At 64.8% G+C, this 26574-nt stretch carries 18 protein-coding genes; 13 read left to right on the top strand and 5 right to left on the bottom strand.

Translation table 11 applies throughout. From position 1 onward, the window contains the following. Positions 1-61 precede the first annotated feature (61 nt). The 6 genes from mtrB to secA all read left to right on the top strand — a co-directional run bounded on the left by mtrB (position 62) and on the right by secA (position 9533). On the top strand, positions 62-1834 hold the full coding sequence (gene mtrB, locus C563_RS0101280) for an MtrAB system histidine kinase MtrB (protein ID WP_196803307.1): 1773 nt from the start codon (positions 62-64) through the stop codon (positions 1832-1834). Continuing rightward, positions 1831-3546, top strand: coding sequence for an LpqB family beta-propeller domain-containing protein (locus C563_RS0101275; RefSeq protein WP_018760228.1), 1716 nt, complete (start codon positions 1831-1833; stop codon positions 3544-3546). Before mtrB ends, C563_RS0101275 begins: the two co-directional genes overlap by 4 nt. A 210-nt stretch (positions 3547-3756) precedes the next feature. Further along, positions 3757-4548, top strand: coding sequence for a ComF family protein (locus tag C563_RS0101270; protein ID WP_018760227.1), 792 nt, complete (start codon positions 3757-3759; stop codon positions 4546-4548). A 178-nt stretch (positions 4549-4726) separates the two neighbouring features. Next, entirely contained in the window at positions 4727-5452 is a 726-nt protein-coding gene (gene hpf / locus C563_RS0101265; RefSeq protein WP_026264258.1) for a ribosome hibernation-promoting factor, HPF/YfiA family, read from the top strand. Positions 5453-5483: 31 nt separating this feature from the next. Further along, complete coding sequence (locus C563_RS0101260) at positions 5484-6725, top strand: winged helix-turn-helix domain-containing protein (protein WP_018760225.1); 1242 nt, start codon at positions 5484-5486, stop codon at positions 6723-6725. 69 nt (positions 6726-6794) lie between these two features. Continuing rightward, complete coding sequence (gene secA / locus C563_RS0101255; protein WP_018760224.1) at positions 6795-9533, top strand: preprotein translocase subunit SecA; 2739 nt, start codon at positions 6795-6797, stop codon at positions 9531-9533. Positions 9534-9621: 88 nt separating this feature from the next. Here secA and C563_RS0101250 read toward each other — a convergent pair whose 3' ends face one another. Both C563_RS0101250 and C563_RS22335 read right to left on the bottom strand, forming a co-directional pair. After that, positions 9622-10119: an Rv3235 family protein gene (locus tag C563_RS0101250; protein WP_018760223.1), complete on the bottom strand. Its 498-nt coding sequence runs from the start codon at positions 10117-10119 to the stop codon at positions 9622-9624. A 54-nt stretch (positions 10120-10173) separates the two neighbouring features. Continuing rightward, complete coding sequence (locus tag C563_RS22335) at positions 10174-10548, bottom strand: LysM peptidoglycan-binding domain-containing protein (RefSeq protein WP_155845067.1); 375 nt, start codon at positions 10546-10548, stop codon at positions 10174-10176. 598 nt (positions 10549-11146) lie between these two features. Here C563_RS22335 and C563_RS0101240 point away from each other — a divergent pair. Further along, on the top strand, positions 11147-11716 hold the full coding sequence (locus C563_RS0101240; protein WP_018760221.1) for a hypothetical protein: 570 nt from the start codon (positions 11147-11149) through the stop codon (positions 11714-11716). 52 nt (positions 11717-11768) lie between these two features. Here the strand turns inward: C563_RS0101240 and C563_RS0101235 are convergent, their stop codons facing one another. After that, entirely contained in the window at positions 11769-11984 is a 216-nt protein-coding gene (locus tag C563_RS0101235; protein ID WP_018760220.1) for a helix-turn-helix domain-containing protein, read from the bottom strand. A gap of 153 nt (positions 11985-12137) precedes the next feature. Here C563_RS0101235 and C563_RS0101230 point away from each other — a divergent pair, with 153 nt between their 5' ends. From C563_RS0101230 to C563_RS0101215, 4 genes are read left to right on the top strand one after another with little or no spacing between them, the layout of a single operon-like run. After that, positions 12138-12779, top strand: coding sequence for a hypothetical protein (locus C563_RS0101230; RefSeq protein ID WP_026264256.1), 642 nt, complete (start codon positions 12138-12140; stop codon positions 12777-12779). Continuing rightward, positions 12776-14080 carry an AAA family ATPase gene (locus tag C563_RS0101225; RefSeq protein ID WP_018760218.1) on the top strand — a complete coding sequence of 435 codons (1305 nt, stop codon included), beginning with the start codon at positions 12776-12778 and terminating at the stop codon, positions 14078-14080. The genes C563_RS0101230 and C563_RS0101225 overlap by 4 nt, the downstream gene beginning before the upstream one ends. A 55-nt stretch (positions 14081-14135) precedes the next feature. Continuing rightward, positions 14136-18989: an NAD-glutamate dehydrogenase gene (locus C563_RS0101220; protein ID WP_026264255.1), complete on the top strand. Its 4854-nt coding sequence runs from the start codon at positions 14136-14138 to the stop codon at positions 18987-18989. Positions 18990-19016: 27 nt separating this feature from the next. Beyond that, positions 19017-20483: a sensor histidine kinase gene (locus C563_RS0101215; protein ID WP_018760216.1), complete on the top strand. Its 1467-nt coding sequence runs from the start codon at positions 19017-19019 to the stop codon at positions 20481-20483. Positions 20484-20619: 136 nt separating this feature from the next. Here C563_RS0101215 and C563_RS0101210 read toward each other — a convergent pair whose 3' ends face one another. Next, positions 20620-20868 carry a WhiB family transcriptional regulator gene (locus C563_RS0101210; RefSeq protein ID WP_003804966.1) on the bottom strand — a complete coding sequence of 83 codons (249 nt, stop codon included), beginning with the start codon at positions 20866-20868 and terminating at the stop codon, positions 20620-20622. 230 nt (positions 20869-21098) lie between these two features. On the opposite strand from C563_RS0101210, the gene C563_RS0101205 reads away from it, so the two are divergent. Next, positions 21099-21587 carry a hypothetical protein gene (locus C563_RS0101205; protein WP_018760214.1) on the top strand — a complete coding sequence of 163 codons (489 nt, stop codon included), beginning with the start codon at positions 21099-21101 and terminating at the stop codon, positions 21585-21587. Between the two features lie 98 nt (positions 21588-21685). On the opposite strand, the gene C563_RS0101200 is transcribed toward C563_RS0101205, so the two are convergent. Further along, positions 21686-25753, bottom strand: a complete 4068-nt coding sequence (locus tag C563_RS0101200; protein ID WP_026264254.1) for an FtsK/SpoIIIE domain-containing protein — start codon at positions 25751-25753, stop codon at positions 21686-21688. A gap of 181 nt (positions 25754-25934) precedes the next feature. On the opposite strand from C563_RS0101200, the gene C563_RS0101195 reads away from it, so the two are divergent. Then, positions 25935-26519: an acyltransferase gene (locus C563_RS0101195; RefSeq protein ID WP_018760212.1), complete on the top strand. Its 585-nt coding sequence runs from the start codon at positions 25935-25937 to the stop codon at positions 26517-26519. The last annotated feature ends 55 nt before the right edge of the window (positions 26520-26574 follow it).

Genomic DNA, 26574 nt, shown 5'->3' with positions numbered 1-26574 from the left:
CGGCAGCGACAAAGAGCGCCAGCCGGGGCTTGCCGAATCCACACCCCCGGGCATGCCGCACATGGTGTTCCGCGCAAGGATCTGGCAGCGGCGCGCCCTGATCGTCGCCTTGCGCGTCGTCCGGTTGGTGCGGACGGGTGTGGTGCGGTTCCTTCCCGGCCTGCGTTACCTCGGCAGGGCCCTGCAAAAACGTTGGCGCCGCTCCTTGCAGTTCCGGACGGTCCTGACCACACTGATGCTGGCCATGACCTCCTTTGCGGTGGTTGGCGCCTACCTGTCCAACCAGATTGCCAACAACCTCTTCCAGGAGCGCTTGACCCAGGCGGAGTCGGAGACCCGCTACAACGTCAAGCAGGTTCAGGACACGTTCGACGGCGCCCAGGTCACCGACCAGTCCAGCGTCATCACCTTGGTTTCGGACACGCTCAGCGCGGTCGAGGGCAGGGGATCGGTCATCCAGCGACGCTACGTTTTTGAAGCGATGCCCAACCAGACCAAACCCCGCAACCGCTGGGTGGAGTCCCGCGCCTCTGACCAGCTCACTGTCAGCGTCATCCCGCCGGACCTGCGCAAGGCTGTACAGGAATCGGGCAAGGAACAGTTCTGGGCGTCCACCGTTATTCCGGTGGGCACCGAAGACCGGCCGGGAATCGCCGTCGGAAACAAAGTGACCTTTAACGGCACCGTCTATGAGCTCTACCTTATTTACGACCTGAACACGGCACAGCAGACGCTTAATGAGATCCAAAGCGTCCTGTGGGCAGGCGGCGCCGTCCTGGTGCTCCTGATCGGCGCGGTCGCCTGGTACGTCACCCGCAACGTGGTCAGCCCGGTCAGCCACGCCGCGATGGTGTCGGAAAAGCTGGCCGCCGGGCAACTGCAGGAACGCATGGTGGTCCGGGGCGAGGACGAGGTGGCCCGCCTGGGCGCCTCCTTCAACCACATGGCCGCCAGCCTGCAGGAACAGATCACCCAGCTAGCCACCCTTTCACAGATGCAGCAGCGCTTTGTTTCGGACGTCTCGCACGAACTGCGGACGCCCCTGACCACCGTGCGCATGGCGGCCGAAGTCCTGTACGACGCGCGCGACGACTTCGACCCCATCAACAAGCGCTCGGCCGAGCTGCTCTACAACCAGGTGGAGCGTTTCCAGTCCCTTCTCTCGGACCTGCTTGAGATCAGCCGCTTCGATGCAGGCGTCGCGGTGCTGGACGCTGAACCCGAGGACCTGCTCCATGTGATTTCGCACGTCATCGAAGGTGCGGCCCCCGTGGCTGCCGAGTACGGCTCGGACATCGTTTTCGCGGCCCCGGAAGGCTCGATGGTGGTGGAAATGGATGCCCGCCGGATCGACAGGATCCTGCGGAACCTGATCCTGAACGCCGTGGAGCATGGCGAAGGAAAACCGGTGACGGTGACGGTCGCGGCCAACGAGACGGCTGTTGGCGTTTCCGTGCGGGACCACGGTATCGGGATGGACCCGGCTGAAGCTGCCCGCGTCTTCGACAGGTTCTGGCGGGCGGACCCCGCCCGCGCCCGGACGACGGGAGGCAGCGGACTGGGCCTGTCCATCGCCATGGAGGACACCAAGCTGCACCACGGCTGGCTGCAGGCCTGGGGCCGGAAAGGCAGCGGGGCGAACTTCCGCCTGACCCTGCCGTTGCGCCAGGATGGCGCGATCACCGAGTCACCCGTGCAGCTCGAACCCAGGGACGTCACCATCCCGGGCGCGCCAGGGAACATCCCCGCAGAACAGGACAACAAGAACATGCTGGTGCTGCAGACAGATGCCGCCAAGCCCGCTCCGTCCCGGGGCCCCGAGGAGACACCATGACCCGGCACGGACGGCACGCACAGTACGCTGCGGCCTTCCTGGTTCTGCTGATCGTCCTCCTGTCCGGGTGTGCCCGGATCCCGACGTCCGGGCCGGTGGGAAAAAGCAGCGAAAGCAGCGCCGGCAATGTCAGTGCCCCGGTGTTCCTTCCTGCAGCGCCGCAACCGGGCGCCACACCGGAGACGATCATCGACTACTTCTACCGGGCGGGCAGCGGCTACGAGGACGACTACGCCGTGGCCCGGCAGTACCTCACCCAGGCATCGGCGGTGTCCTGGAAACCCGACAAGCGGGCGCTGGTTTACCGGGAAGCGCGGGTGGTACCGACCGGCACGGAGAACGTCTATAGCTATGAGCTCGATGTCGCCTACACCGTGGACGCCGACGGTATTGCCACCCAGTCACCGCCGGGAACGGTGGAACGGATTCCCGTCACCGTGACACAGGTTGACGGCGAGTGGCGGATTTCCGCGATACCGGATGGGACCGCCATCGCCGAGGAAACCTTCAAGGTGATCTACGGCGCCTACCCGATCTACTTCTACGACCCCACGTTCACCTATGCGGTCCCGGACGTCCGGTGGTTCCTGAAGAACAAGACGGTCAAAGCCATGACCAGTGCCCTGCTGGCCGGGCCCGCGCCCTACCTTCGCGGCGCCGTCGTCAGTGCCTTTCCTTCCGGGATCAAACTGGCCCGTGAATCGGTGCCGGTGGTGTCCGGAGCAGCCCAGGTTGATTTGACGGCAAAAGAGCTCACGGAAACATCAGCCGAAGACCGGCTCCGCATGCAAATGCAGTTGACGTTGACGTTCCGGACCCAGCCTGATGTGGTCAACGTGGAGCTTCGTGCCAACCAGGACCTGGTGCGCGTGGAGGACAATGGTTCGGTTCTTCCCCCGGTGCTGGATAAGACGGTGCCGTCCCGCCAGATTGCCATCAGCGGCGGCGAACTGGTGCGGTACGAAAACAACCGGGTTTCCCCGTTGCCCGACATGCAGTCCGTCTCGGCCCTCAACCCGCGGTTCCCCGCGGAATCACCCGTGTCCCAGGCTGCCGCGTTCCTGAACGAAGGACGCACCACGCTGTACAGCATCAGCCCGGGCCAGCCCGCCCGCGCCCTGACCACACGGAGCACCCTCAGCCGTCCGTCCTTCAGCCTCAATGACTGGGTGTGGACGGCGGGCCCCGGCGCCACCGGGGCAACCGAGGTGGTGGCGTTCCGTCCCGGTGGAGTGGCTGAAGGTGCACCTGTCCCCTCCGTGACGTTGGCGCCGTCGTGGCTTGCCGGCCGTACGGTGAAGGAATTCCGGATCTCGCGTGACGGTGTCCGTGCCCTGGTGATCTCCGAACAGAACGGAAAATCCAAAGTGCAAGTGACGGGCGTGATCCGCGGCGGCGACGGCACCCCGCGCGAACTGACGGCGCCCATCACGCTGGTCACCGCCACCGATCCTGACCAGGGGGTCTGGGTCAACAGCACCTCGGTCGCCGTGATGAAAGCGGCAGCTGGCTCCAACGTTACGCCGGAGCTGCTGTCCCTGACCTCGGGCCAGCCGCAGCAGCTTGCCCCCTGGCCAGGGGTGGTGTCCATCAGCGCAGGCAACGGTGCCGATGACATTTACGTGCAGTCCGGCGAAGGGATTTTCCAGCGCCTGGGCAATGGCTGGTCACCGCAAATCAAGGGCCCGGTGGATCCCTCGTTCCCCGGCTGAGGGCGGGCGGACCTGGCCCACCTGGTATCCACATAGGTGGGCCCGGTCCTTCCCCATGCGGAACCGACCGGTGATGGTGGAAAGGTGAACGGCACCAGACGACCCGCAGGAACATCGAGGTCCCCTGACAGGGAACCTGCGCGTGACCCGGACCTTCATCCGCCGCCGCGGTGGGCTGCAAAGCACCGCGCGGATCAAGCGAGTGCCCTTTTGCGGCTTGTCGACTGGGTGGCGGGGGCCGGAGGCGAACTCCTGGCCTTGGCCGTCCCGGTGGACTGTGTGTGCTGCGGTGCGGAGGACAGTGCCCTCTGCCCAGCCTGCACCAGCCGTATCCGGCACCTGGCCAGGGAGCCGTTCCGGGCTGAGGGCGGCGCCCCCGCGCTGATGGATGTATCCGGGACCATCCTGCTCCCCGTCGTGGCGGCCGCTGTTTACCGGGACGAGCTGGCGCAGGGCCTGCTCTCGTTCAAACGGCACGGCCAGCACCAGCTTGGTGCAAGCCTGGCCCGGGCTTTGGCCGGGGCCGTCCGGGCGGCAACAGCGGACGCTGACGGGTTCGTGCTGGTGCCCGTCCCCACCAGCACGGCGGCCTACATCAACCGGGGCTTCAGCCCGGTCCACCTGCTCCTCAAGAAGGCGGCCGGGCACCTGCCGGACGTTGCCGTCGTCGATGCCCTGCGAAAGGTCCGGCCGTCGGGGGCCCAAGCGCTCAGGTGGACAGGACTGTCCGGCGGCCAGAAGGGGCTGGGCAGGGGCGCCCGCTCCCAGCGGGTCAGGGGGTCCATGCGGGTCGTCGTCCGGTCCCGTCCAGCGGTTGCGGGGAGGCCGTGCATCATCGTCGACGACGTCCTGACGACGGGTGCCACGATCGGGGAAGCAGCCCGTGCCTTGCACCAGGCAGGGGCCAAGGTGAGGGGCGCCGTCGTGCTTGCCGCGACACGCCCGCCCGATGCTGCGGACCCCGCGCCCGGCGCCCGCACGGAACCGCCGAAGCGACCATGACTTAGAAAAAAATAAACCGGGAAAGGATGAATAACAGGTGGCTATGAACTAACGTCGAAGGTGGGTACCAAGAACAGAATGTACCTTTCGATGGCGGCTCGGAGAGGGGCTCGACTGTCAGACAGCTGGGCCCAGGGAAGTGCCGCCGTCGTGTCACCGAAGTCATTTGGAGGGCACCATGGAGTTTATGATCAGCGGACGAAATCTGACCGTTTCAGACCGGTTCCGCGAATATGCCGGGGAAAAGATCGCAAAAATCGAATCGCTGGGTGACAAGGTCCAGCGTGTCGACGCGAAAGTCTCCAAGGAGACCAATGCCCGGCAAACCGGCGACCAGCTGACCGTAGAGGTGACAGTGCTGGGCCGCGGACCCGTGATCCGTGCCGAAGCGAGCGCCGCAGACAAATTTGCTGCCTTTGACCTCGCCTACAACAAACTTCTTGAGCGGCTCCGCCGGGCCAAGGACCGCAAGAAGGTCCACCACGGGCGCCACACCCCCAAGGCCGTTCGCGAGGCCACCGCATCGCTTGAACCCGCCAGCGCGCACGAGCCGCTGTACCTTGAGGCAAACCACCGGGATGAAACCGTACAGGCCGCCGACAACAAGTCTCCCTATGATGTCGACAACGACATCCCGGCGGGAAGCTCACCGGTGCTGATCCGGCGCAAGGTCTTCCCCGCGGCCTCGCTCTCCCTCGATGACGCCGTGGACAACATGGAACTGGTGGGACACGACTTCTACCTCTTCGTGGACAAAGCCACCAACACGCCCTCCGTCGTGTACCGCCGTCGTGGCTGGACCTACGGGGTCATCACCCTGGACCACGAGTGCGAGCCCGGCGACACCGTCGTGGAGGAAAAGATCCTCGCGTACCGCTCCGACGACGCACCCGCCAACGCGTAAGGTGGACTACACCACCACGTGAGAGGACTGAATGTCAGCATCGCTGAGCCTTGACCAGGCACGGCGCATCGCATTGGCAGCACAGGGACTCCACAAAGGACGGCCCGCCGGCCCCGTGACAGCACGGGCGGTGGGCCGTACCTTTGCCCGTCTCCAGCTCGTCCAAATCGATTCCGTCAACGTCTTGGTCCGCAGTCACTACTTGCCCTTCTTTTCGCGCCTTGGCAATTACGACCGCGAAATCCTGCACCGCATGTCCGCGCAGCGGCCACGCCGCATGGTGGAGTACTGGGCGCACGAGGCCAGTTATATCCGGCCCGAGCACTACCGTGACCTCCTGCAATGGCAGAAGCGATCATGGGTGGGTGCCTCACGCATGGACCCGGAACTCCGCAGCGACCTCGCCGGCAGGATCCTTTCCGTCCTCGCCACGTCCCGGCCCATGACGGCCTCGGAACTTACAGCCAGGATCGGCCACGTCGAGGAACGGCAGACCGAGAACTGGGGGTGGAACTGGAACGCTGTGAAACGGGTCCTGGAACACCTTTTCGAAGAAGGGGCAGTGTCAGCTGCTGCCAGGACCGGGCAGTTCGAGCGCAAGTACACCCTGACGGCCAAGGTCCTGCCATTTTCTTCTGACGAAGCCACGGCGTCCGATCCGGCCGCCGCGCTCCAGCGGCTGACAGAGGCGGCGGCCATGGCACACGGGATCGGAAGCGTCCGTTGCTTCGCCGACTACTTCCGGACACCTGTAAAGGCGACCGCGCTGGCCGTCGAGAACCTGGTGTCGGAAGGCAGGCTGGAACGCGTCAACGTGAACGGCTGGAACCGCGAAGTCTTCCGGCACGTGGAAGCCGCCATGCCAAGGCGCGCCAACGGCCGGGCCCTGCTGAGCCCGTTCGACTCCCTGGTCTTCGAGCGGCGGCGCCTGTTGGAACTGTTCGGCTTCCACTACCGGATTGAGATCTACACCCCGGAGCCCAAACGGCGTTACGGGTACTACGTGCTGCCTTTCCTGCTGCGGGACAGAATTGTGGCCCGGGTGGACGTGAAAGCGGACCGCGCCGGGGGCAGGCTGCTGGTGAGGTCCGCTTTTGCCGAGCCGGACGCCCCCGGGGACACCGCCGCCGAACTGGCTGCAGAGCTGAAGCTCATGGGCCAATGGCTTGGCCTGCCCGACGTGGAAGCCGGCCCGGCGGGAGATCTCGCCGCACGCCTGACACAGGAGCTTGGGCGGCTGCAGGACTATCCGCTCTCAGGGAAAAGGGAGTAACGGCCGGGTGTCTCTCCCGTAGACTGAACACGCCAGAATTCGGCGGCATGAGACTGGGAGCATCTTCACGTGGCATCACTTATCGAAAAAATCCTCCGCACGGGTGACAAAAAGACACTCCGGCAGTTGCGGAACTATGCCGACTCCATCAACGCCCTCGAAGACTCGTTCAAGACGTTCACCGACGCGGAACTGCGGGAGGAGACCGACCGCCTCCGCGAGCGGCACCAGGATGGCGAGAAGCTCGACGACCTGCTTCCGGAAGCCTTCGCCGCCGTACGCGAAGCCTCCTCGCGGACACTCGGAATGCGCCACTTCGACGTCCAGCTCATGGGCGGCGCCGCCCTGCACCTGGGCAACATCGCGGAAATGAAGACCGGTGAAGGCAAGACCTTGGTGGCGACCGCTCCCGCCTACCTGAACGCGCTTTCCGGCAAGGGTGTCCACGTGGTTACCGTGAACGACTACCTCGCCGAATACCAGTCCGAACTCATGGGCCGCGTGTACCGCTTCCTGGGCCTGACCAGCGGCGTCATCCTGGCCAACCAGGATCCGGCCGTACGCCGCCAGCAGTACGCCGCGGACATCACCTACGGCACCAACAATGAATTCGGCTTCGACTACCTGCGCGACAACATGGCGTGGGACAGGAGCGAACTGGTCCAGCGCGGCCACCACTTCGCCATCGTCGACGAAGTGGACTCCATCCTTATCGACGAAGCCCGTACGCCGCTGATCATCTCCGGCCCGGCGCAGGGTGACACCAACCGCTGGTACAGCGAATTCGCCAAGGTAGTGCTCCGGCTGCAGCCCGAGAAGGACTACGAAGTGGACGAGAAGAAGCGTACGGTGGGCGTCCTGGAGAGCGGCATCGAAAAAGTCGAGGACTACCTCGGCATCTCAAATCTGTACGAGTCCGCGAACACCCCGCTGATCGGGTTCCTGAACAATGCCATCAAGGCCAAGGAACTCTTCAAGCGGGACAAGGACTACGTCATCCTGGACGGCGAGGTGCTGATCGTCGACGAGCACACCGGACGCATCCTGGCCGGGCGGCGCTACAACGAAGGCATGCACCAGGCAATCGAGGCCAAGGAAGGCGTCGAGATCAAGGCGGAAAACCAGACCCTGGCTACCGTCACGCTCCAGAACTACTTCCGCATGTACGGCAAGCTGTCCGGCATGACCGGCACCGCCGAAACGGAAGCTGCCGAGTTCATGAGCACCTACAAGCTCGGTGTCGTGGCGATTCCCACCAACCGGGACATGCAGCGGATCGACCAGCCTGACCTTGTGTTCAAGAATGAGGTCGTCAAGTTCGACGCCGTCGTGAAGGACATCGCCGAGCGGCACGAAAAAGGCCAGCCCGTCCTGGTGGGCACCACCAGCGTGGAGAAGAGCGAGTACCTCTCCAAGCTGCTCGCCAAGGAAGGGATCCGCCACGAGGTCCTGAACGCCAAGAACCACGCCCGTGAAGCGGCCATCGTTGCCCAGGCCGGCCGCAAGGGCGCCGTCACGGTGGCCACCAACATGGCCGGCCGCGGTACTGACATCATGCTGGGCGGCAATGCCGAATTCACCGCAGTGGCCGAGCTCGCCAAGCGCGGCCTGGACCCGGAGGAGAACTCCGAAGAGTACGAAGCCGCGTGGCCGGCAGCCCTTGAGGCAGCCAAGCAGTCCGTAAAGGACGAACACGAGGAAGTGCTGGATCTGGGAGGCCTGTACGTCCTGGGCACCGAACGCCACGAGTCCCGGCGCATCGACAACCAGCTTCGCGGCCGGTCCGGCCGCCAGGGTGACCCCGGAGAATCCCGTTTCTACCTTTCCCTGACGGACGACCTGATGCGGCTTTTCAACTCTGGGGCGGCCGAACGACTGATGAACAGCTCGGTTCCGGACGACGTCGCGCTGGAATCCAAGCTGGTGTCGCGGGCCATCGCCTCGGCCCAGGGCCAGGTGGAAGGCCGCAACGCCGAACAGCGCAAGAACGTCCTCAAGTACGACGACGTCCTGAACCGCCAGCGCGAAGCCATTTACAGCGACCGCCGCCGCATCCTTGAGGGCGATGACCTGCACGAGAAGGTGCAGTTCTTCGTCGAGGACACCATTGTGGCCCTGATTGATGCCGCCACGGCGGAGGGCAACGGTGACGACTGGGACTTCCACCAGCTGTGGACCAACCTCAAGACGCTCTACCCCGTCAGTGTCACGGCGGAAGACATCATCGAAGAAGCCGGCGGCAAGGCACGGGTTACCGTGGAGCTCCTGAAGGAGGAGATCCTCTCTGACGCCCGCCTGGTCTACCAGGCGCGGGAGGAAGCGATTGGCTCCGAGAGCATGCGCGAACTCGAGCGCCGTGTGGTCCTGTCGGTCATCGGACGCAAGTGGCAGGAACACCTCTACGAGATGGACTACCTCAAGGAGGGCATCGGCCTGCGGGCCATGGCCCAGCGCGATCCACTCGTGGAATACCAGCGTGAAGGCTTCGCCATGTTCCAGGCCATGATGGAAGCCATCCGGGAGGAAAGCGTCGGCTTCCTCTTCAACCTCGAGGTGGAAGTCACTCCCGCCCAGGACGTCGTGGTCCAGGATGCTTCCGGCGGCCACACCGAGCACGTGGATCCGCAACTGCGGGCGGCCGGTCTCGAAGCACCCGAGAAGCCTGCCCAGCTCCAGTACACGGCACCCAGCGAAGGCGGCGGAACCGAGACCCGCGTGGAAACCCGCTCAGGCGGACGTTCCGGCAATCCGGCCAAGGCAGCCGCCCAGGACGCAGCAAAGCGCCCCGCAAAGAAGAAGAAGCGTTAGCCCGCAGGGGTTACCAAGGGCGCTGGCATCCGCCGACAGGGCAGGGAACCTCTTGTTCCCTGCCCTGTCGGCGTCTCCGGGCGCTCTCTCACCCGATGACAAGTTCGACCACCCGCCACACCTGTTTGCTCCGTTCGATGCGCACAGCAACGGCGCGGGCGCGCACGTCATCCACAACGACGGCGCTGGCCTCGTAGATTCCATCGGACACCTCACAGACGCGTACCGAGCGGACCACTGAATTCCGGTGAAGCCGGGCCAGTGCCGGATTGCCAGTCCGGGTCAGTTCACGCCTGATCAATGCTGCCCGGTGTTGAAGGGCCGACAGGCACCGTGGATCCAGCCGGCGTGCAAGCTGGTGGACGGGCCGGATTCCGGCCAGGACCTCCATGGAGGCCTGGATGGTCCCGCGGGTGATAGCCCGCACTTCCGCGGCCTCGTCGACTGGTCGCAGCGGTGCCGGACGTGCTCCCCGGAAACGCCCTGCGGACGAGGTCCCGCTGGCGGCAATCCCGGGCCCACCGGTCTTGTTCCCGGGAAGCGCCGTCAAGTCCTGCTTGGCGCGAATTGGTGTCACAGCAATCATTGGATTCCCCTTCATTTAGTTGGCTGGTTCCACTGCCAGGTAGCAAAAAGGCAGTTACGACGGCTGTGGCGCCCGGAGGATTTGGCCTGGCAGCAGGACATCCGGGTTCCCGCCGATTTGCCCGCGGTTCACCGAGTACCAGCGCGGCCATTCGAGGGCTATGTCCACATCCGAGGCACCGGGGCCAAGCTGGTTGGCTACGATGGCCCATAGGGTGTCCCCGGACAGTACGGTCACGGTTGCAGCCCCGGTCCCGGGAGCAGCTCCACTTGCTGCCCTGCTCCCTGGCGCGGCGAGCAGGCCGGGTTCCACTACCTGAGGAGCGGGACGCCATCCGGGTGCCGGCATGGCGGCGGGCGGTTGGGGCCCAGGTTGTCCTTCCGTTGCGGCGATGCTCCATGGCGGTTCCACTGCGGACTGTTCCTTCACGGTTCCTCCTCCCGTGTCTGGAATGCTGCTCGTGGGTGGTGGGCTGAAGGGGGCCGACGACGAGTGGCTGGGTGTGGGGCCCCATGCGGGCCCCGGATCGGTTGCGGCGGCTTGCGCGGCCGCTCCTGCGAGGAGCTGGATCGAAAGGGCGGCAACCAAGGCCCGTTGCATGAATGCAGGAGAGAACCTGCGCACGGCTGCCGCGGACCGACGCCGGCCAAGGCGCTCGAGTAGGACTCCTGAACCGGCGCATACGATCGCAAACGTCCACCACAGCAAAATGCCGGCACCGGCCGCTGATGCGGCGGCCGCCAACAGGACTTCCACGGATGGTTCCTGGTTGCGCGCTGCGGAAGCCTGCCATTGGGCGACAAGTCCGGAGCCCAGGAACCAAAGTGCGACGCCGAGCACGAGCAAGGCAAATGCCGACACGATGTCCGACCACCGTGCTTCTTCCCTGCAATCCATTATCGTCCCTTTAGATATCATTTGATGTTGTTTGATTCAGTTTGGACCGATGTACGATCTTTTGTCTAGACGTTGGAGAGAAAATCCTGGCTGCGTTGACCGGGGCGGAAGGGCAACTTACGCTGGCGGAATGCGCTGGGATGCACTCTTCAATGACATCGAAAGCCAACTTGCTGAAATTGACCGGTTGTCGTTGGACGCCGAAATCAATGAGCGGGCCCGCGCCGAGTTGGTAAGCCTGCCGGTTGAGGACAGGCTGCGGGCATCGGTGGGCTACCGGATTGGCGTCCATCTTCTCTGCGGGGAATCCGTACACGGTGAGCTCACACATGCCGGGGCCGATGCGCTGGTCCTGGACGATGAGCAGAGCCAAGTGCTTGTTCCCTACGCGGCCGTGGCGCGTTATGTCGGACTGGGGCGGCACGCGCAAGCAGAAAATTCCGCGGTTCGCCGATCGATTGGGCTCGCGCATTCCTTGCGTGGCCTTGCACGCGACAGGGCGGAGCTGGCGGTGACCGTTGGCGGTGCTGCAGGTCTCGTCCGCCTGGCAGGAGTGATCGACCGCGTGGGCAGTGACTACATCGACCTGGCCGTGGTCACGCCCGGCGAGGTCCGCAGGAGCCAGGGCGTGAGCCAGGTCTCTGCCATACCCTTCGCCGGGCTTGCCATGATCAGGTCACGCAAGATGGGCGGTCTGTAGCGGCGGCGCAGTCGGTCCTGCTGCTTTTGCGGCTGGAAGGTGCGCTAGCCGGTCACATCGACTTGGCGCGGGACTCCTGGATCATGCGGCTGGCCTCGGCATAGCGTTCCTGGATGTACTGCTCCAGCATCTTTTCTTCGACCCGCCACTGGCCCCTGCCACCCACCTGGATGGCCTTCAGCTCGCCGCTGCGCACCAAGGCATACGCGGCTGGAGAATTAATCTGAAGCTGCTCAGCGACGTCTGCGAGCGTGAGAAACCTTGGCATGGACTCATTTTGCCATCAAGTGGCGCAGTTTGTTCCCGTTATCCACATATTGGCAGGTTTTAGCCAAATGACTTTTGTTCCATCGGCCTTCCGGTAACAATGAGGAGTCCGGCCCCCGTGGGGAGGGTCCGGGATGCCAAGGGGGAGGACGGTATGGTTCCTGATTCAAGCGTCGGTGCTGCACGGCTCAAGCGTCCCTCGTGGAGAGACCCCCGGCTGTTGGTTGGCGTACTCCTGGTCCTGGTATCCATAGCGGGTGTCGTCTTTCTCGTAGGCAGCGCAGACCGGACAACCGAGGTCTACGCCGCCAGGGACGGCATTGCGGTGGGCGAACGCCTCACTCCCGAGAACGTGGTGCGCGCCAAGGTCAGGCTGGGAGATACCGAGCAGCATTACATCGCCGTGGCGGACGGGTTGCCGCAGGACGTGGTTGCCATGCAGCGCATTGGGAAAGACCAGCTCGTTCCGCGGTCAATACTCGGCGAAGTGGACCGGCTGGACCGGAAGCCTGTAGCTCTCACCATTGATCAGACGTTGCCGGCACAAGCCGTTGCCGGCGCCCGCGTCGATGTTTGGGTGGCGCAGCCGGATGCCAAGAACGGTTTCAGTGAGCCGAAGCTCCTCCTGCACGGTGCGGAGATCACCGAAGTGGCCACGGGGTCCACGGCCCTTGGATCGTCGAAGACGACGGTTCTGATGGTATTGGTGGAGGACAAGCAGATGCCGGCGTTGCTGGGCGCGCAGGCAAATGAAGCAAAGATCTCGGTCGTCTGGAACCCCGGTGGAGCCCGATGAGCATTCCGGTGGTCACTGTGGGCCAAAGCCGGGAGGATGTGGTGGGCGGCCTGGAACGGCTGCACGGCCCCGTCACTGTGGTTCGGCGATGCGCTGAACTTCCGGAATTGCTGGCAGCCTGCCAGAGCGGCCTCGCCAGGGCTGCCGTCGTGGCCGAAGGTTCAGAAGGGCTGACTGCGTCCCTGGTTGACCGCCTTGGCGCTGTGGGGGTGGCAATCATTGCCCTGACGGACAACGCCGATGAGGCGGACAGGCTCCGCAAGATCGGGGTGGCCTCGGCACTGACCGGGGTTCATTCCGCGGAGCTTTCGGACAGGATAGCGGACGCTGTTGCCCGCCTGACCGGTCTGGGTCGTCCTCCGGCGTTGAGCGCGGAAGCTGATACTGGAGCGGCGCTCGCCATCACACCGGTTGAACCCAAGCCCGGCCCGGAGAATGCCGGGACGGGGAAGATCATCGCCGTATGGGGTCCGGCGGGGTCGCCCGGAAGGACCACGGTTGCAGCCAACATCGCCGGAGAAATGGCGGCTGACGGCCGGGAGGTCCTCCTTGTCGATGCCGACACCTACGGCGCAAGCGTAGCGGCAGTCCTGGGATTGCTGGATGAGTCGGCCGGGCTTGCCCAGGCGTGCAGGCTCGCCGACCAGGGGGCGCTGGACGCTGATGCGCTTCGGAAAGTGGCCTCAACCGTTGCCACCGCGTCAGGGACGTTCAAGGTCCTGACGGGGATAACCCGCGCTGACCGGTGGACCGAACTCAGGGCCACAGCTCTGGCCTTGGTCCTCGAGCGGGCCAGGCACATGGCGGACGTGGTGGTGGTCGATACCGGCTTCTGTCTTGAGGCTGATGAAGAACTCAGCTTCGACACCATGGCGCCGCGGCGGAATGCGGCGACGCTTTGCCCCCTTGAAGTGGCTGACACGGTCTATGCGGTCGGGGCAGCGGATCCGGTAGGGGTGCCCAGGCTGGTGCGGGCGCTCGCCGAACTGGAAACAGCGGTCCCACAGGCCGCGCCCATCGTGGTCATGAACAAAGTGCGGGCCTCCTCCGTTGGCAGAAGTCCCGAGCGCCAGCTGAGGGATGCCTGGGAACGATACGGCCCGGCTTCCGGGCTCACCGCGTTTCTGCCGTACGACCCCGCTGCAGCCGACGCAGCGCTCTTGGCTGGATCCCTGTTGCACGAAGCTGCGCCGGAGTCGACGCTCCGCAGGGCGATCGGGGAACTGGTTTGTGCACCCGTCCAGCAAAAGTCCAAATCCTCTGTATTTTCTTCCACACCACGGCGCAAGGCAAAGGACTAGGCTCGCCATAAGAGCTGCAAAGGTGCGGCGAATTTCTCTAGTGGAGGCGTTGTCGATGTCGTCTGGATCTGGTGTGGAGGATCAGCCCCTCTCCATTGAAGGCCTTGAAGGTTTCATGGGGGACTACTACCAGCACTTGGCGGAGGAGGACGCCCGGAGCTACCCTCGCGAGGTACTGGAGTCCCGGGCACGGGAGCACCACACGACGGCGTCGGTCCGGCTGCCCGGGCAGGCAAAGATCTCAATCGCCGACGAGGAGGACAGCACCGTCATCTTCGTCGTTACTGACGACATGCCCTTCCTCGTCGATTCCGTGAACGCGGAACTGGTCCGGCAGCACGCAGCCATCAAACTGGTGGTCCACCCGCTGTTTGTCGCCACCAGGAATCGGGAAACCGGCGAGTTGGTAGAGGTTAACAGGGTCCCGGCCCACCTGGGCATTTCAAGTGGGGACACGGCCGCCATGCCGAACCTGTCGCACCTCATCGCCCAAGGTGAAAACGCCTCCCACATGGAGTCGTGGATCGCCGTCGAAATCCAGCGTATTCCGGACGACGCGAAGTCGTCCCTGCTTGCCGGGCTGACCAGGGTACTCAAGGACGTCCGGGCCGCTGTCGAGGACTGGCCGAAGATGCGCCAAAAGGCGCTGGAAATCGCCAGAAGCCTGGACCAGGTGGCCAACCCCGCACAGATCGCCGAATTGCGCCAGGCCAAGGACCTGCTCCGCTGGCTCGACGACGGTAACTTCACGTTCCTCGGCTACCGCGAATACGACCTCTTGAACGTCGACGGGGAAGATGTCCTCGAGCTGCGCGAAGACAGCGGGCTTGGACTGTTGCGGGCGTCCGCCGATTCCCCCCACATCCAGCACCTCACCGATACCGGCCGGAAGAAGGCGCGGGAAAAACGCGCCCTGGTCATTACGAAAGCCAATTCCCGCTCGACCGTGCACCGCTCGGCTTACCTCGACTACATCGGAATCAAGAGTTTCGATGCCGCAGGCAACGTCAACGGCGAGCGCCGCTTCATCGGACTTTTCGCCACGAGCGCTTACGCCGGCTCCGTCCGGGATATTCCGATCGTCCGCGAAAAGGTCGACGCTGTGCTGCAAACCGCGGGCTTCCCGCCGGACTCGCATTCCGGGAAGGATTTGCTGGGGATCCTCGAGACTTATCCGCGCGATGAGCTGTTCCAGATCGAAATTCCCGACCTCGCCGCAACGGCTTTGGGTATCCAGAAGCTTCAGGAACGTCGCCGTACCCGGTTGTTCCTCAGGCCCGACATCTACGGCCGCTTCATGTCCGCCGTCGTCTACCTGCCCCGTGACCGGTACACCACCAATGTCAGGCTGCGCATTGAGCAGGAACTGCGGGAAACGTTCCAGGCGGTCTCGATCGACTACGAAGCACGCATGACGGAGTCGGCCCTTGCCCGCCTGTTCTTCCGCATCCGCTTGCCCAAGAACGCCGATGTCAGCCACGTCAACAGCGAGGAGCTGGAAACGCGGCTGGTCCGGGCCGCGAGGTCCTGGAGTGAGGGCATCACCGAGGTCCTGCGCGAAGGGCGGGACCCGGCCGAGGCCAAGGAACTCGCCGCCATCTGGGCCGAGGCGTTTCCCGCCAGCTACCGGGTGGACTACGAGGTAGAGGACGCGCTTGAGGATATTGCGCGCTTCGAGAAGTACGGAGCAGCCGCCGAACGGAGTGCGGACGCGCGGCAGGACCGTCCCGGTGTCCACGTCTACCTGCCCGAGGGGGCAGGCGCGACCTTGGAAGAGGACGCCCGGGTCAAGCTCTACATGCTGGAGCCCAAGAGCCTGAGCCAGATCCTTCCCTACTTCCACAACTTGGGTCTGGAAGTCCTGGACGAACGCCCGTTCGAGATCGAAACCGCCGACCACAGGGACTTCTTCCTTTACGACCTTGGGTTGAAATACCCTGCCGGCGTGGATCCGGTCAGCACGGGGGAACTCCTGGCCGAATCCTTTGGCGCCGCCGTCACAGGAGCGGCGGAGTCTGACAGCTTCGACCGCCTGGTGCTGCGGGAGGGCCTGCACTGGCGGCAGATCACGGTGCTGCGGGCTTACGCCCGCTACATGCGCCAGATGGGCAGCAGCAGTTCCTTCGGGTTCATGGCGGACACGCTCCTGGCCAACGCCGACGTGACCAAGGCCCTGATCGCGCTCTTCGCTGCCCGCTTTGACCCGGCCATGGACGACGACGGCCGCGCCGCCGCCCAGGCGTCCGTACGCCAGGACCTGGCAGCTGCCATTGAGAAGGTTGCCACACTGGACGCAGACCGCGTGCTGCGCACATTCGGCAACCTCATTGAGGCCACCCTGCGCACCAACTTCTTCCAGGACAAGCCGCATCTGAGCTTCAAGCTGGACCCGGCGCAGATCGAGGGGCTGCCGTTCCCGCGGCCGATGTTCGAAATCTGGGTCTATTCGCCCCGGGTGGAGGGCGTGCACCTGCGGTTCGGCAAGGTCGCCCGCGGTGGCCTTCGCTGGTCTGACCGGCGGGAGGACTTCCGTACCGAAGTCCTGGGCCTGGTGAAAGCGCAGACGGTCAAGAACGCCGTCATCGTTCCCACCGGAGCCAAGGGCGGCTTCTTCGCCAAGCAGCTCCCGGATCCGGCCGCCGACCGCGCGGCCTGGATGGCGGAAGGCGTCGAAAGCTACAAGACCTTCATCCGCGGCCTGCTGGACCTCACCGACAACCTGCTCACGGAAGGTAGCGGCGAGCGGCTTGTGCCGCCGTCGAACGTTGTCAGGCATGACGACGACGACTCCTACCTTGTCGTGGCGGCGGACAAGGGGACGGCTACTTTCTCGGACATCGCCAACGGGCTGTCGGCAGAATACGGATTCTGGCTGGGGGACGCGTTCGCTTCCGGCGGCTCCGTAGGCTACGACCACAAGGCCATGGGGATCACGGCCCGGGGCGCCTGGGAGTCGGTCAAGCGGCACTTCAGTGAGCTCGACCTCGACACCCAGACCGAGCCGTTCACGGTGGTGGGTGTTGGGGACATGTCCGGTGACGTGTTCGGAAACGGGATGCTGCTGTCCCGCCACATCAGGTTGCTTGCGGCATTCGACCACCGGCACATCTTCCTCGATCCCGCGCCGGACGAGGCATCCTCGTTCGCTGAGCGGCAGAGGCTGTTCGAGCTGCCCAGGTCCTCCTGGGACGACTACGACAAGTCGCTGATCAGTGAAGGCGGCGGCGTCTTCGCCCGGCAGGCCAAGTCCATTCCCGTATCCCCGCAAGTGCGCGCTGCACTCGGGCTGTCGGCCGAAACCACCGAACTCAGCCCGCCGGAGCTGCTGAGGGCCATCCTGCTGGCCCCGGCCGACCTGCTGTACAACGGCGGTATCGGCACCTACGTCAAGGCCAGTTCAGAATCCAACGCAACGGTGGGGGACAAGGCCAACGACGCCATCCGCGTCAACGGCCGGGATCTGCGCGTGAAAGTGGTGGGCGAAGGCGGAAACCTCGGCATGACCCAGCGCGGCCGCATCGAGGCGGCGTTGCAGGGGGTCATCCTCAACACTGATGCTATCGACAACTCTGCCGGCGTGGACTGCTCCGACCACGAAGTCAACATCAAGATCTTTGTTGACCGCATGGTCGCCGCAGGCAAGCTGCCGGCGGCCGAACGCGCGGACTTCCTGGCCTCCATGACCGACGAGGTGGGCCGGCTGGTCCTGGAAGACAACATCGACCAGAACATCCTGCTCCTGAACGACCGCAGCCGGGTGGCCGAGTGGAGCCCGAGCTACGAGCGGCTCATGGACTGGCTGGAGAAGAGCGCGGACCTGAAACGCGACCTGGAAGCATTGCCGACGACCGAAACCCTGCGTGACCGGCTGCAGCAGGGGCAGGGCCTGACTTCCCCTGAACTGTCGGTGCTGGCCGCCTATGCAAAGATCGAGCTGGCCTCGGCGCTTCGGGACAGCGACCTTGCCGACGATCCCTGGTTCCGGGACACGCTGCGCTCCTATTTCCCGCACCAGCTGCGCGAACGCTTCGATGCGGAGCTGGACACGCATCCGCTGCGACGCGAAATCATCGCCACCGTGGTGGCCAACGACATGATCAACCTTGGCGGGATCACCTTCGCCTTCCGGGTCATGGAAGAAACGTCGGCCAGCGAAGTGGCCGTCGCCAAGGCGTTCGTGGCACTGCGGGAGGTGTACGAACTGGATGCGATGGTGGCCGAGTTGAACAGCCTGCCGGCTTCGTTCCCGACGGAGCACTGGAGCACCGTACACCTGGACATCCGCCGGCTCCTGGACCGTGCGGTCCGGTGGCTGCTGGGCCAGGAAAGCGTCTCCCGCCCGATCGCAGAGGTAGTGGCGGAGTTCAAGCCGCTCATGGATCCGATGCGGGCCCGCCTGCTGGACTACCTGCGCGGGGATGACCGCGAACGGGTGGCCGAATGGCTGGCGAAGGGTCGCGAATGGGAACTCCCGGAAAGCCTGGCGTTGCGTTGGGCCGAGCTGTTCGAGAGCTTCGTGCTGCTGGATATTGCCAAGATCGCCCGATCCCGCAAGGACCCGGTAGAGGACATTGCGGCCACGTATTACACCGTGTTCAACCGGTTCCACGCGGATTCCTTGCTGGAACGGATCAGCAGCCTGCCCCGCCAGGACAGGTGGCAGGCGCTGGCGCGGGCCGCCTTGCGCGACGATCTGTACTCGACCGTGTCGGACATGACGACGGCGGTGCTGGACGCAACGTCCACGGCCGACTCACCGGAGGCGCGGCTCAAGGACTGGGAGGCGCAGAATGCCGAACAGCTGGGCAGGGCAAAGAGCATGTTCGACGAAGTGAACGCCCTGGAGGCCGACGACATGGCCTCACTGTCGGTAGCATTGAGGCTCTTGAGGTCAATCGTCCGACGCTAGCCTTGCGGCGTCGCAACTGGAGGTGCAGTGGCAATCTTTACGGACCCCATCAGGGAACACGCTGATTTCGGGCCGGGCGATGCCGAATGGCTGCACCTCCTGGTGGGGGACTGGCAGATGGTCGCGGACTTGGCGTTCGCCGACCTGGCACTGTGGTTCCCCCACCCGGAGCTTGGCTATGTCGCCCTGGCCCACGTGCGCCCTTCCACCACGCATACCGCGTTCCACAGCGACTTCGTGGGGGAAGGGATCCGCTCCGACCTGCAGCCGCTGGTGGACAAAGCCTGGAACAGCCGCTCCATTGAGCGGTCCAGCGAGACCAACTGGAACAGTGAGATGGCGCTTCGGGTGGAGGCGGTCCCGATGGTCCGGAACGGGCGGACGCTTGCGGTGGTCACCACGCATATGGACTTGTCCAGTTCGCGGATGCCGTCGCGGCTGGAGCTGACCTACCGGCAGTGCGCGTATGACCTGTTGCGAATGGGCACCCTGGGATTATGGCCGGACTTTGCCTCGCCTACCGGGTCGCGCCGGGGTGCACCCCGCGTGGGGGACGGCCTGATCCGGCTTGATGCCGATGGCGTGGTGCAGTATGCCAGCCCGAACGGTGTCTCCGCGTTCCGCCGCCTTGGCGACGGTGAATCCCTTGAAGGGCGTTCCCTTGCCGAGGTCACGGCCGGCCTCCTCAAGGACCGGCGGATGGTTGACGAGACCCTGCCGCTGGTGGTTACCGGGCGGATGCCGTGGCGCAGCGAGATCGAATCCCGCGGTGTCAGCCTGTCCCTGCGTGCCATCCCCCTGCGCGATGAACAGCAGCGCTTCGGTGCGTTGGTGCTCTGCCGGGACGTCTCGGAGCTGCGGCGGCGGGAAATGGAGTTGGTGACCAAAGATGCCACCATCCGAGAGATCCACCACAGGGTCAAGAACAATCTCCAGACGGTGGCTGCGCTGCTGCGGATGCAATCCAGGCGGATGGTGAGTGATGAGGCCAAACAGGGACTGGAACAAGCGATGCGCCGTGTGGCCACCATCGCCCTTGTGCATGAGACCCTGTCGCAGGGCTTGACCCAGAGCGTTGATTTTGACGAGCTGATCGGGCGCCAGTTCAGGCTGTCCGCCGAGGTCGCGTCCCCGTCACAGCAGGTACGGACCGAACGCTCCGGCACGTTCGGCGAGCTGCCCAGCGACCTGGCCACCCCGCTTGCCCTGGTGATCAACGAACTGGTGACCAATGCCGTGGAGCACGGTCTTGAGGGGAGGGCCGGGACAGTGTGGCTCCTGGCCGACAGGTCCGAGGGGGAGGATGGCGAGGAACTGACGGTAACCATCGCAGACGACGGCGTGGGGCTCCCGGAGACCCCGCATGTCGAGGGGCTTGGATTGCAGATCGTGCGGACCTTGGTCACCAGTGAACTGGGCGGCACCATCACGTGGGAACGCCGGGAGGGCGGCGGAACCGAGGTCAAGATCAGGCTCAGCCTGCACGGGAAGTAGGCCACGGACCGTACGCGCCGATATGGCGCCCGGTGGTGGGTAAAACCAAACGACAGAGGCCCCGGACCGATCCTTGGGATCGATCCGGGGCCTCTGGCTGTAAGGTCCGTTTTTAACGGTGCCGGCTGCCCGCCTTCTAGGACGCCCGGCGGGCGCGGGCGGCACGCCGCTTCAGGGCGCGGCGCTCATCTTCGCTCATGCCGCCCCAGACACCGGCATCCTGGCCGGATTCCAGAGCCCACTGGAGGCACGTGTCCACTACGGGGCACCGGCGGCAGACGCTCTTGGCTTCCTCGATCTGCAGGAGGGCCGGGCCTGTGTTTCCGACGGGGAAGAACAGTTCCGGGTCCTTGTCGAGGCACGCTGCGCGGTTACGCCAATCCATGCTGATCAGTTGCTCCATTTCTGGGAAGTGCCCTTTGTGAAATTATTCACTAGTGGCTACAAAGGAAAGGGGCCCTCTGGGCCCCCTTGGTCATCTGCATCAAGCCTGTCATGTTAACGCTGTGTAAACAAGGGGTAATAACGCCTGATATCAGTGGAAAGCTGAGCGATGCATCACAGTGGCGGCTCCTGCCCTCACCAGTGTCCGACTATGTCCGGTAGGGTGCCAGTGTGTCAAGACCCCCGGTAAACCCAGCAGGCGTCCCAGCGATTCCGGACGAGCCCGGCAACGGACCCGGCCGCCCGGCCGACCAGCGTTCCACTCCCGCACCCGTTGCTGCCACCGTGGTGGCGTTGATTGCCGGTGCCGAAGCCCTTGCCCTGCTGGTTGCTGCAGGCTGGTACGGGTACGAGCTGTTCACCGGCAGCCCCGTGCTCTCTTTCTGGGGAGCTGTCTTCACTCTGGGCCTCCTGCTGGCCTTTTCGGCCTGGCTCTTTGCGGTATCCCTCTTCCTCTACCGCGGGTACCGGTGGACCCGGGCAGCGGCGCTGGTGGCCCAACTGTTCGTCCTGACGATTGGTGTCCCAACCTTGACCAGCGGACTCGTCCTTGCGGGTGCGGCAATGGTGGTACCAGCGGCGGCCGCCATAGTTCTGCTGTTCTCCAACAGGGTGATCGGCCACGCGTCCCGAACGGGCAGTCCGCCCCCTGCTCTCTGACGCCCCTGCACCAGGCGCCGCTGGTTCGTTCCCTGTAAACGTCCGGACTGGGTAACGAACTCCCGGATCTGGGGCAACGGCAGAGAACACCCGGCAGATCAGGGTGCGGCCCCTGCCCATCCCACCTGCAGGGCACACGACCGTCCCTCAGAAATCAGGATGCCACGGCCGGGCGGCGGATTCGCCTCCACCTCAAACCGGACCCCGAACAGGTCACCCTCGGCCATCGTCCGCGGGCACATCAGAAGACCGAGGCCGGCCGCCCGGGCGTTCATGATCAAAGGAACGCGTTGTGGCAGCAACGGGCTGTATCTTGCGGTGACCACCATCGAATAGCCCAAACCGCACAGGTGGCCCAGGTCCTTCACTGCCGCGGGGTCCAGAAGGTCTACATCGTCGACGAGCAGCAGCGTGTCGGGCGAAATCTCTCCGGCAGTGGCCTGCTCCAGCACGCCCCGCCAAAGGTTTCCGGCTTTCATGTGCGGCACGGGGCTTGACAAAACTCCCTTGCTGGCATTGAGCGTTTTTATAGCGTGCAGCACGTTGCTCTTGCCACTTTCGGGAACGCCGAGGACTGCCATCACGGCGCCGGCTGGAATCCGGACGGCGATCGCATCGAGCTCGTCGCCTGCCACGCCCAGCAGGACGGCCCCGGCTTGCCCGGTTCCTGCAGAGGCGTCTGCAGTGCCAGTTTGCCCGTTCTCGGCACCAGTCCGGAACGCTGTGCTGCGCCCGGCACGTGCCGTGACCTCGCCGGCGGTGATCATAGCCGGGAGGGGTTCGACCCTGAACGGCGGCGATGCCGCAGGCAGGCCGTCCCTGCAGGGAGATGGATGCCCGTGGCCAGCGAGGGATTCTCGGTAAAACTGGCAGACCGTCGGGCCGCCGGCGGCTGCAGGCCCAAATGCGACAGCCCTTCCCGCCACCGGGGGAACGGAGGGCATCCGGGGCCATGCGGCACGGCTCTCTTCGGTGGAGCCGGACGGAAAATAGAAGCGGTTGGGGATGGATGCGTAGAACCTCGCTGCGACCAGTTCGCGTTCACCGGAAAGCAACAGAGTTATTCCAGCCTTGCTCCCGTCGCGGGCGAGGTCCTGGACCAGGTCTTCGGCCCAGGCCAATGGGCCGGACCGGAACGCTGAAACCCAGGAGCCCCAGCCAGACACAATGAGAACCAGGGGTACCTCCCCGACGGCCGGCCGGCTAAGTCGCCTCCCTAGTTCGCGGGTAAGACGTTTCAGGATCCGGACTCCCCGGCGCAACTCGTGGATACCGGCGTGGGCCCCGGTCCGGCCGGCGTGCGCAAAGGGCAAAAAGCTTCCAGTACTGTCCAGGAAATAGAAGTGGGCTTCGGACGGGCTGGCCATCAATCTTCCGGCCGTCAGTCCAAGGGCTTCCGGCGCGCCGGAGGTGGAACTGCCAAGGAAGGCGGCATGCCCATCGGTGGCGCGGCTCCAGGCCAGAGTCACCACCTTCTGCTTCTGGGGCAGATCCATCAGTCCCAGGCGCACACAGCCTTCGTCGTCGCCAGGTCCAGCGGGCATCGACCGTGCTGCCTGGTATCCGTCGGGTGAAAAATCCTGCCCCGGTTCTTCCAGGTCTGCCGGCAAGGGAGGAGCCACCGGTCTCCGGGGGACCTGTTTGCCATACGCGGTGCACAGGGATTCCACGAGTGCCACCAGGGGAGCCGCCGCCGTGGCAGTGGTTGGCGCAGGGGACGGCGGGGACGGGGCCGCCGCTTCCCGGGGAGCCAGGTACGTGGTTGTCGGCTGGATGACGACCGGACCGTGCAGCTGATCCTCGGAAATGGGTGGCAGGGACGCGGCCTGGAAGGCTTCAGCAGGTTCCGCACCGCGGGCGAGGAACGCACGGCCCGGAGTATCCACTCCGATGGCCGCCGCGGCCTTCGAATTGATGATGTCCACTGACTCCATGTCCGACTGCACGCGGAGGGCAATGCTGGAGGTGACATTCGCCCGGATGTCGGCCGTCAATGCACCCTGTGGCCGTTGCGTGGCCATCACGAGATGGATACCCAGCGACCGCCCTATGGAAGCGATCCGCAGCAGCTCACGCAGCACTTCCGGAGCATCGTCAACAAGCATCCTGAACTCGTCGATGATGACAACAAGGTGGGGGAGGTTGAAATCCTTGGCCGCGTGCGAGGACCTGTACGCTGCGAGGTCCGGTACGGCGGCTGCCGAGAGGTGCTCCTCACGGAGCCTGACTTCTGCCCGCAGCGACATCAGGGTGCGTTCCATTTCGGCGCCGGTCAGGTCGGTTTGAAGTCCGACACAGTGGACCAAGCCGTGGAGTGGACCCAAGCCGGAGCCACCTTTGAAATCGACGAAGAAGAAGTTGACGCGCTCAGGCGGGTAGCTCAGGGCGAGCGCCAGGGTAAGGGTCCGGAGCAATTCCGATTTTCCTGAGCCCGTGGTGCCTGCTATGAGCACATGGGGACCGTCGGCCTGCAGGTCCAGGGTCCTCGGGCCGGCCGCGCCCAGGCCCAGTGGCACCGCGAGCCCCGGGCTTTCCGCTGCGGCTTCCCAGCGTCTCGCGGTCTCAGCCGCCGTCATGGGCAGGATCTCGCTGAGGGCGACGGTGGCCGGAACGGAGCGCACGTGCCCGTCCTCCCGTTTGGGCGCCTTCGCCAGGCGTCGGCAGAGCGTGGTGAACACTGCCTCAGGTAGAAGGTCCGGGACAAAGACCGGCTTGTCGTGGTCAAGGAGCATGACCGACCTGCCCTCGGACAAAAACACGTCAGCTAAAGGGGATTCGGTGTGCTCCGGAAGAAAATGAAGAACCTGCCAACCCCGTTCCACAGCGGCTTCACGGACTTTGACGTCGCCCTCGTCCGCCGGGTCCGTACTGCGGATCAACAGGACACTTCGCTCTGAACCTGATGGGCCACCTCCTTCGATGACCCGGAGGGCGGCATCAGTTGTTCCGGTGAGGATTGCCCTGGGAAGATACCGGGCGGCCAACGGCAGATCCTTCGGCCGGCCGTGGACGACGACCCCCGTCGTGTCAGCCAAGGGGTAGCCCGCAAGTTGCATGACGAGGGACCTGATGGCGCCGTCTATGACCGCCGAAGAGCCCGCAATGATGGTGAGCGGCCGGCGCGGGTCAAGGACGATGGGGACCCGCCCAACCGGGTGGATGGACTGGACGGCGCGTGCCGGCTCAATTCGGACATTGGCGTACTGCTCCATTTCGCCCAACCTCAGCCACACGCCGTCGGACGCCAAATGGGGCACCGGCGTCTGGGTGCTCCGGTGCGCTGCCAGGGCAACGAGGGCAAGGGACGGGGCGCACCGGCGCCGGCGTTCCCCGTCTTCCCGCACTGCCGCTTGAACAGCAGCCGCCAATTCCTGCCTCTGCCGCCGGCCGCTGATGACGGGCACGAGGACAGAAAACGCGGACGCCGCCGAGAAGGCAAGGAACATCCACATCCCGGTAACCACCGCAAGCCCCACGCCAATCGCCAGCGGGAGAACTGCGGCCAGCAGCAGCAGTGCGCGGTTGCCGGCCTCAGCCCCGCCGGAGACCACGATGGGTTCGGCCACGGATTTTCCGGCATCGGCCAGGGCCCTCTCCGACTGGTCAGAAAACATCAGCGACATGGTGGACTGCCCGCACCTGATACCGGAATCCGTGGAGATGGCTGTATTCCGGATCCTCTCACCGTCGACGTAGGTGCCATTTGCACTGTCCAGGTCGATCAGGATGATATCCGTGTCGGTGACGACAAGGCGTGCGTGCTCGCGCGACAACTCCGGATCCGGTATGACAACGCGCGTACCGCTGCGACCTATGGTGTAGCTGCCTCGCCGGATCGGAATGACTGTTCCCGCAGCAGCGCCGCTGTGAATGGCGAGTGCCAGCGGGGCCGCGGTATCAGCGGCCCGGAGACGACGCGGCCGTTGCCCTGACTGCGGGGTGCCGCCGTCGACAAGAATTGCCGCGCTTACCAACGGCGGAATTCCGGAGACCAACGAACGGAGATCACGTCCGTCCACAGTGACCGGCCCGGTGCCGAATTTTGTCGACAACTGTTCGTTGATATCCGCTCCCGGCGTGCCGGGCGGGGCCTCGATGGAAAGTTCGAGAGGAGCCCGGAGATGTGGGGAGCCCGGACCACCAACCAAGGTGCAATGCAGGGTCATGGGTGCCAATCCTTCGTGCGTATTGCGTCACGCTATCCATGAAGGGAAAGCCTGGGGAGCCGTTTCGGGCTCTATGTGGAAAACCCTGCCAGGGAGTCCTGCTTGCACGGCGGGAGCTCGGCTAGGATCGCTACACCCGGTCCCCTCAAAAAGCGGGCCATGAGCAGCAAGGGAGAATCCTTTGGGCACCATCGCGGACAGTGCTGACGTTGATGCAGGCGCGAGTATCGGAGCGGGCACCAAAGTGTGGCATCTGGCGCAGGTCCGGGAGGCGGCGCGCTTGGGGGAGAACTGTGTCGTGGGCCGCGGCGCCTACATCGGCCCCGGCGTGGTTTTGGGGGATAACTGCAAGGTGCAGAATTACGCCTTGGTATACGAACCGGCGGTTCTTGGGGCGGGGGTCTTTATTGGTCCAGCAGTGGTCCTGACCAATGATGTCTTTCCCCGCGCTGTTACTCCGGAAGGGACCCTCAAGACAGCGGAGGACTGGGAAAAAGTGGGCGTGACCATACTCGAGGGAGCTGCTGTTGGTGCCCGCGCAGTCTGCATAGCGCCCATAACCATTGGGGCGTGGGCGATGGTGGCGGCCGGCGCTGTGGTCACAAAGGACGTGCCGGACTTCGCTCTCGTGGCGGGAGTCCCCGCCCGGCGCATCGGCTGGGTGGGCAAGGCCGGCCAACCATTGGTCAGCGAAGGTAGCCAATGGCTCTGCCCCGAAACACGGGAAGCGTATATCGAGCGCGGCGGGGTCCTGCGGCCCGCCTGAGGTCGGATGTGCGACGGACCACAGGGGCCCGGCGGATTCGACGGACGTTATGGTC

Origin of the sequence: Arthrobacter sp. 135MFCol5.1 (genome assembly GCF_000374865.1) — a bacterium.
Classification (GTDB): domain Bacteria; phylum Actinomycetota; class Actinomycetes; order Actinomycetales; family Micrococcaceae; genus Arthrobacter.
The sequence above is the reverse complement of the archived record's forward strand: the minus strand, read 5'-3'. Positions and strand labels throughout refer to the sequence as shown.

Excerpts from the sequence above, each read along its gene's own strand:
- C563_RS0101235 (WP_018760220.1), bottom strand. The coding sequence starts at position 11,984 with ATGCCAAGGTTTCTCACGCTCGCAGACGTCGCTGAGCAGCTTCAGATT.
- hpf (WP_026264258.1), top strand. The coding sequence starts at position 4,727 with ATGGAGTTTATGATCAGCGGACGAAATCTGACCGTTTCAGACCGGTTC.
- C563_RS0101220 (WP_026264255.1), top strand. The coding sequence starts at position 14,136 with ATGTCGTCTGGATCTGGTGTGGAGGATCAGCCCCTCTCCATTGAAGGC.
- C563_RS0101260 (WP_018760225.1), top strand. The coding sequence starts at position 5,484 with ATGTCAGCATCGCTGAGCCTTGACCAGGCACGGCGCATCGCATTGGCA.
- C563_RS0101210 (WP_003804966.1), bottom strand. The coding sequence starts at position 20,868 with ATGGATTGGCGTAACCGCGCAGCGTGCCTCGACAAGGACCCGGAACTG.
- C563_RS0101250 (WP_018760223.1), bottom strand. The coding sequence starts at position 10,119 with ATGATTGCTGTGACACCAATTCGCGCCAAGCAGGACTTGACGGCGCTT.
- mtrB (WP_196803307.1), top strand. The coding sequence starts at position 62 with ATGGTGTTCCGCGCAAGGATCTGGCAGCGGCGCGCCCTGATCGTCGCC.
- C563_RS0101225 (WP_018760218.1), top strand. The coding sequence starts at position 12,776 with ATGAGCATTCCGGTGGTCACTGTGGGCCAAAGCCGGGAGGATGTGGTG.
- C563_RS0101200 (WP_026264254.1), bottom strand. The coding sequence starts at position 25,753 with ATGACCCTGCATTGCACCTTGGTTGGTGGTCCGGGCTCCCCACATCTC.
- C563_RS0101275 (WP_018760228.1), top strand. The coding sequence starts at position 1,831 with ATGACCCGGCACGGACGGCACGCACAGTACGCTGCGGCCTTCCTGGTT.
- C563_RS0101240 (WP_018760221.1), top strand. The coding sequence starts at position 11,147 with ATGCGCTGGGATGCACTCTTCAATGACATCGAAAGCCAACTTGCTGAA.
- C563_RS0101230 (WP_026264256.1), top strand. The coding sequence starts at position 12,138 with ATGGTTCCTGATTCAAGCGTCGGTGCTGCACGGCTCAAGCGTCCCTCG.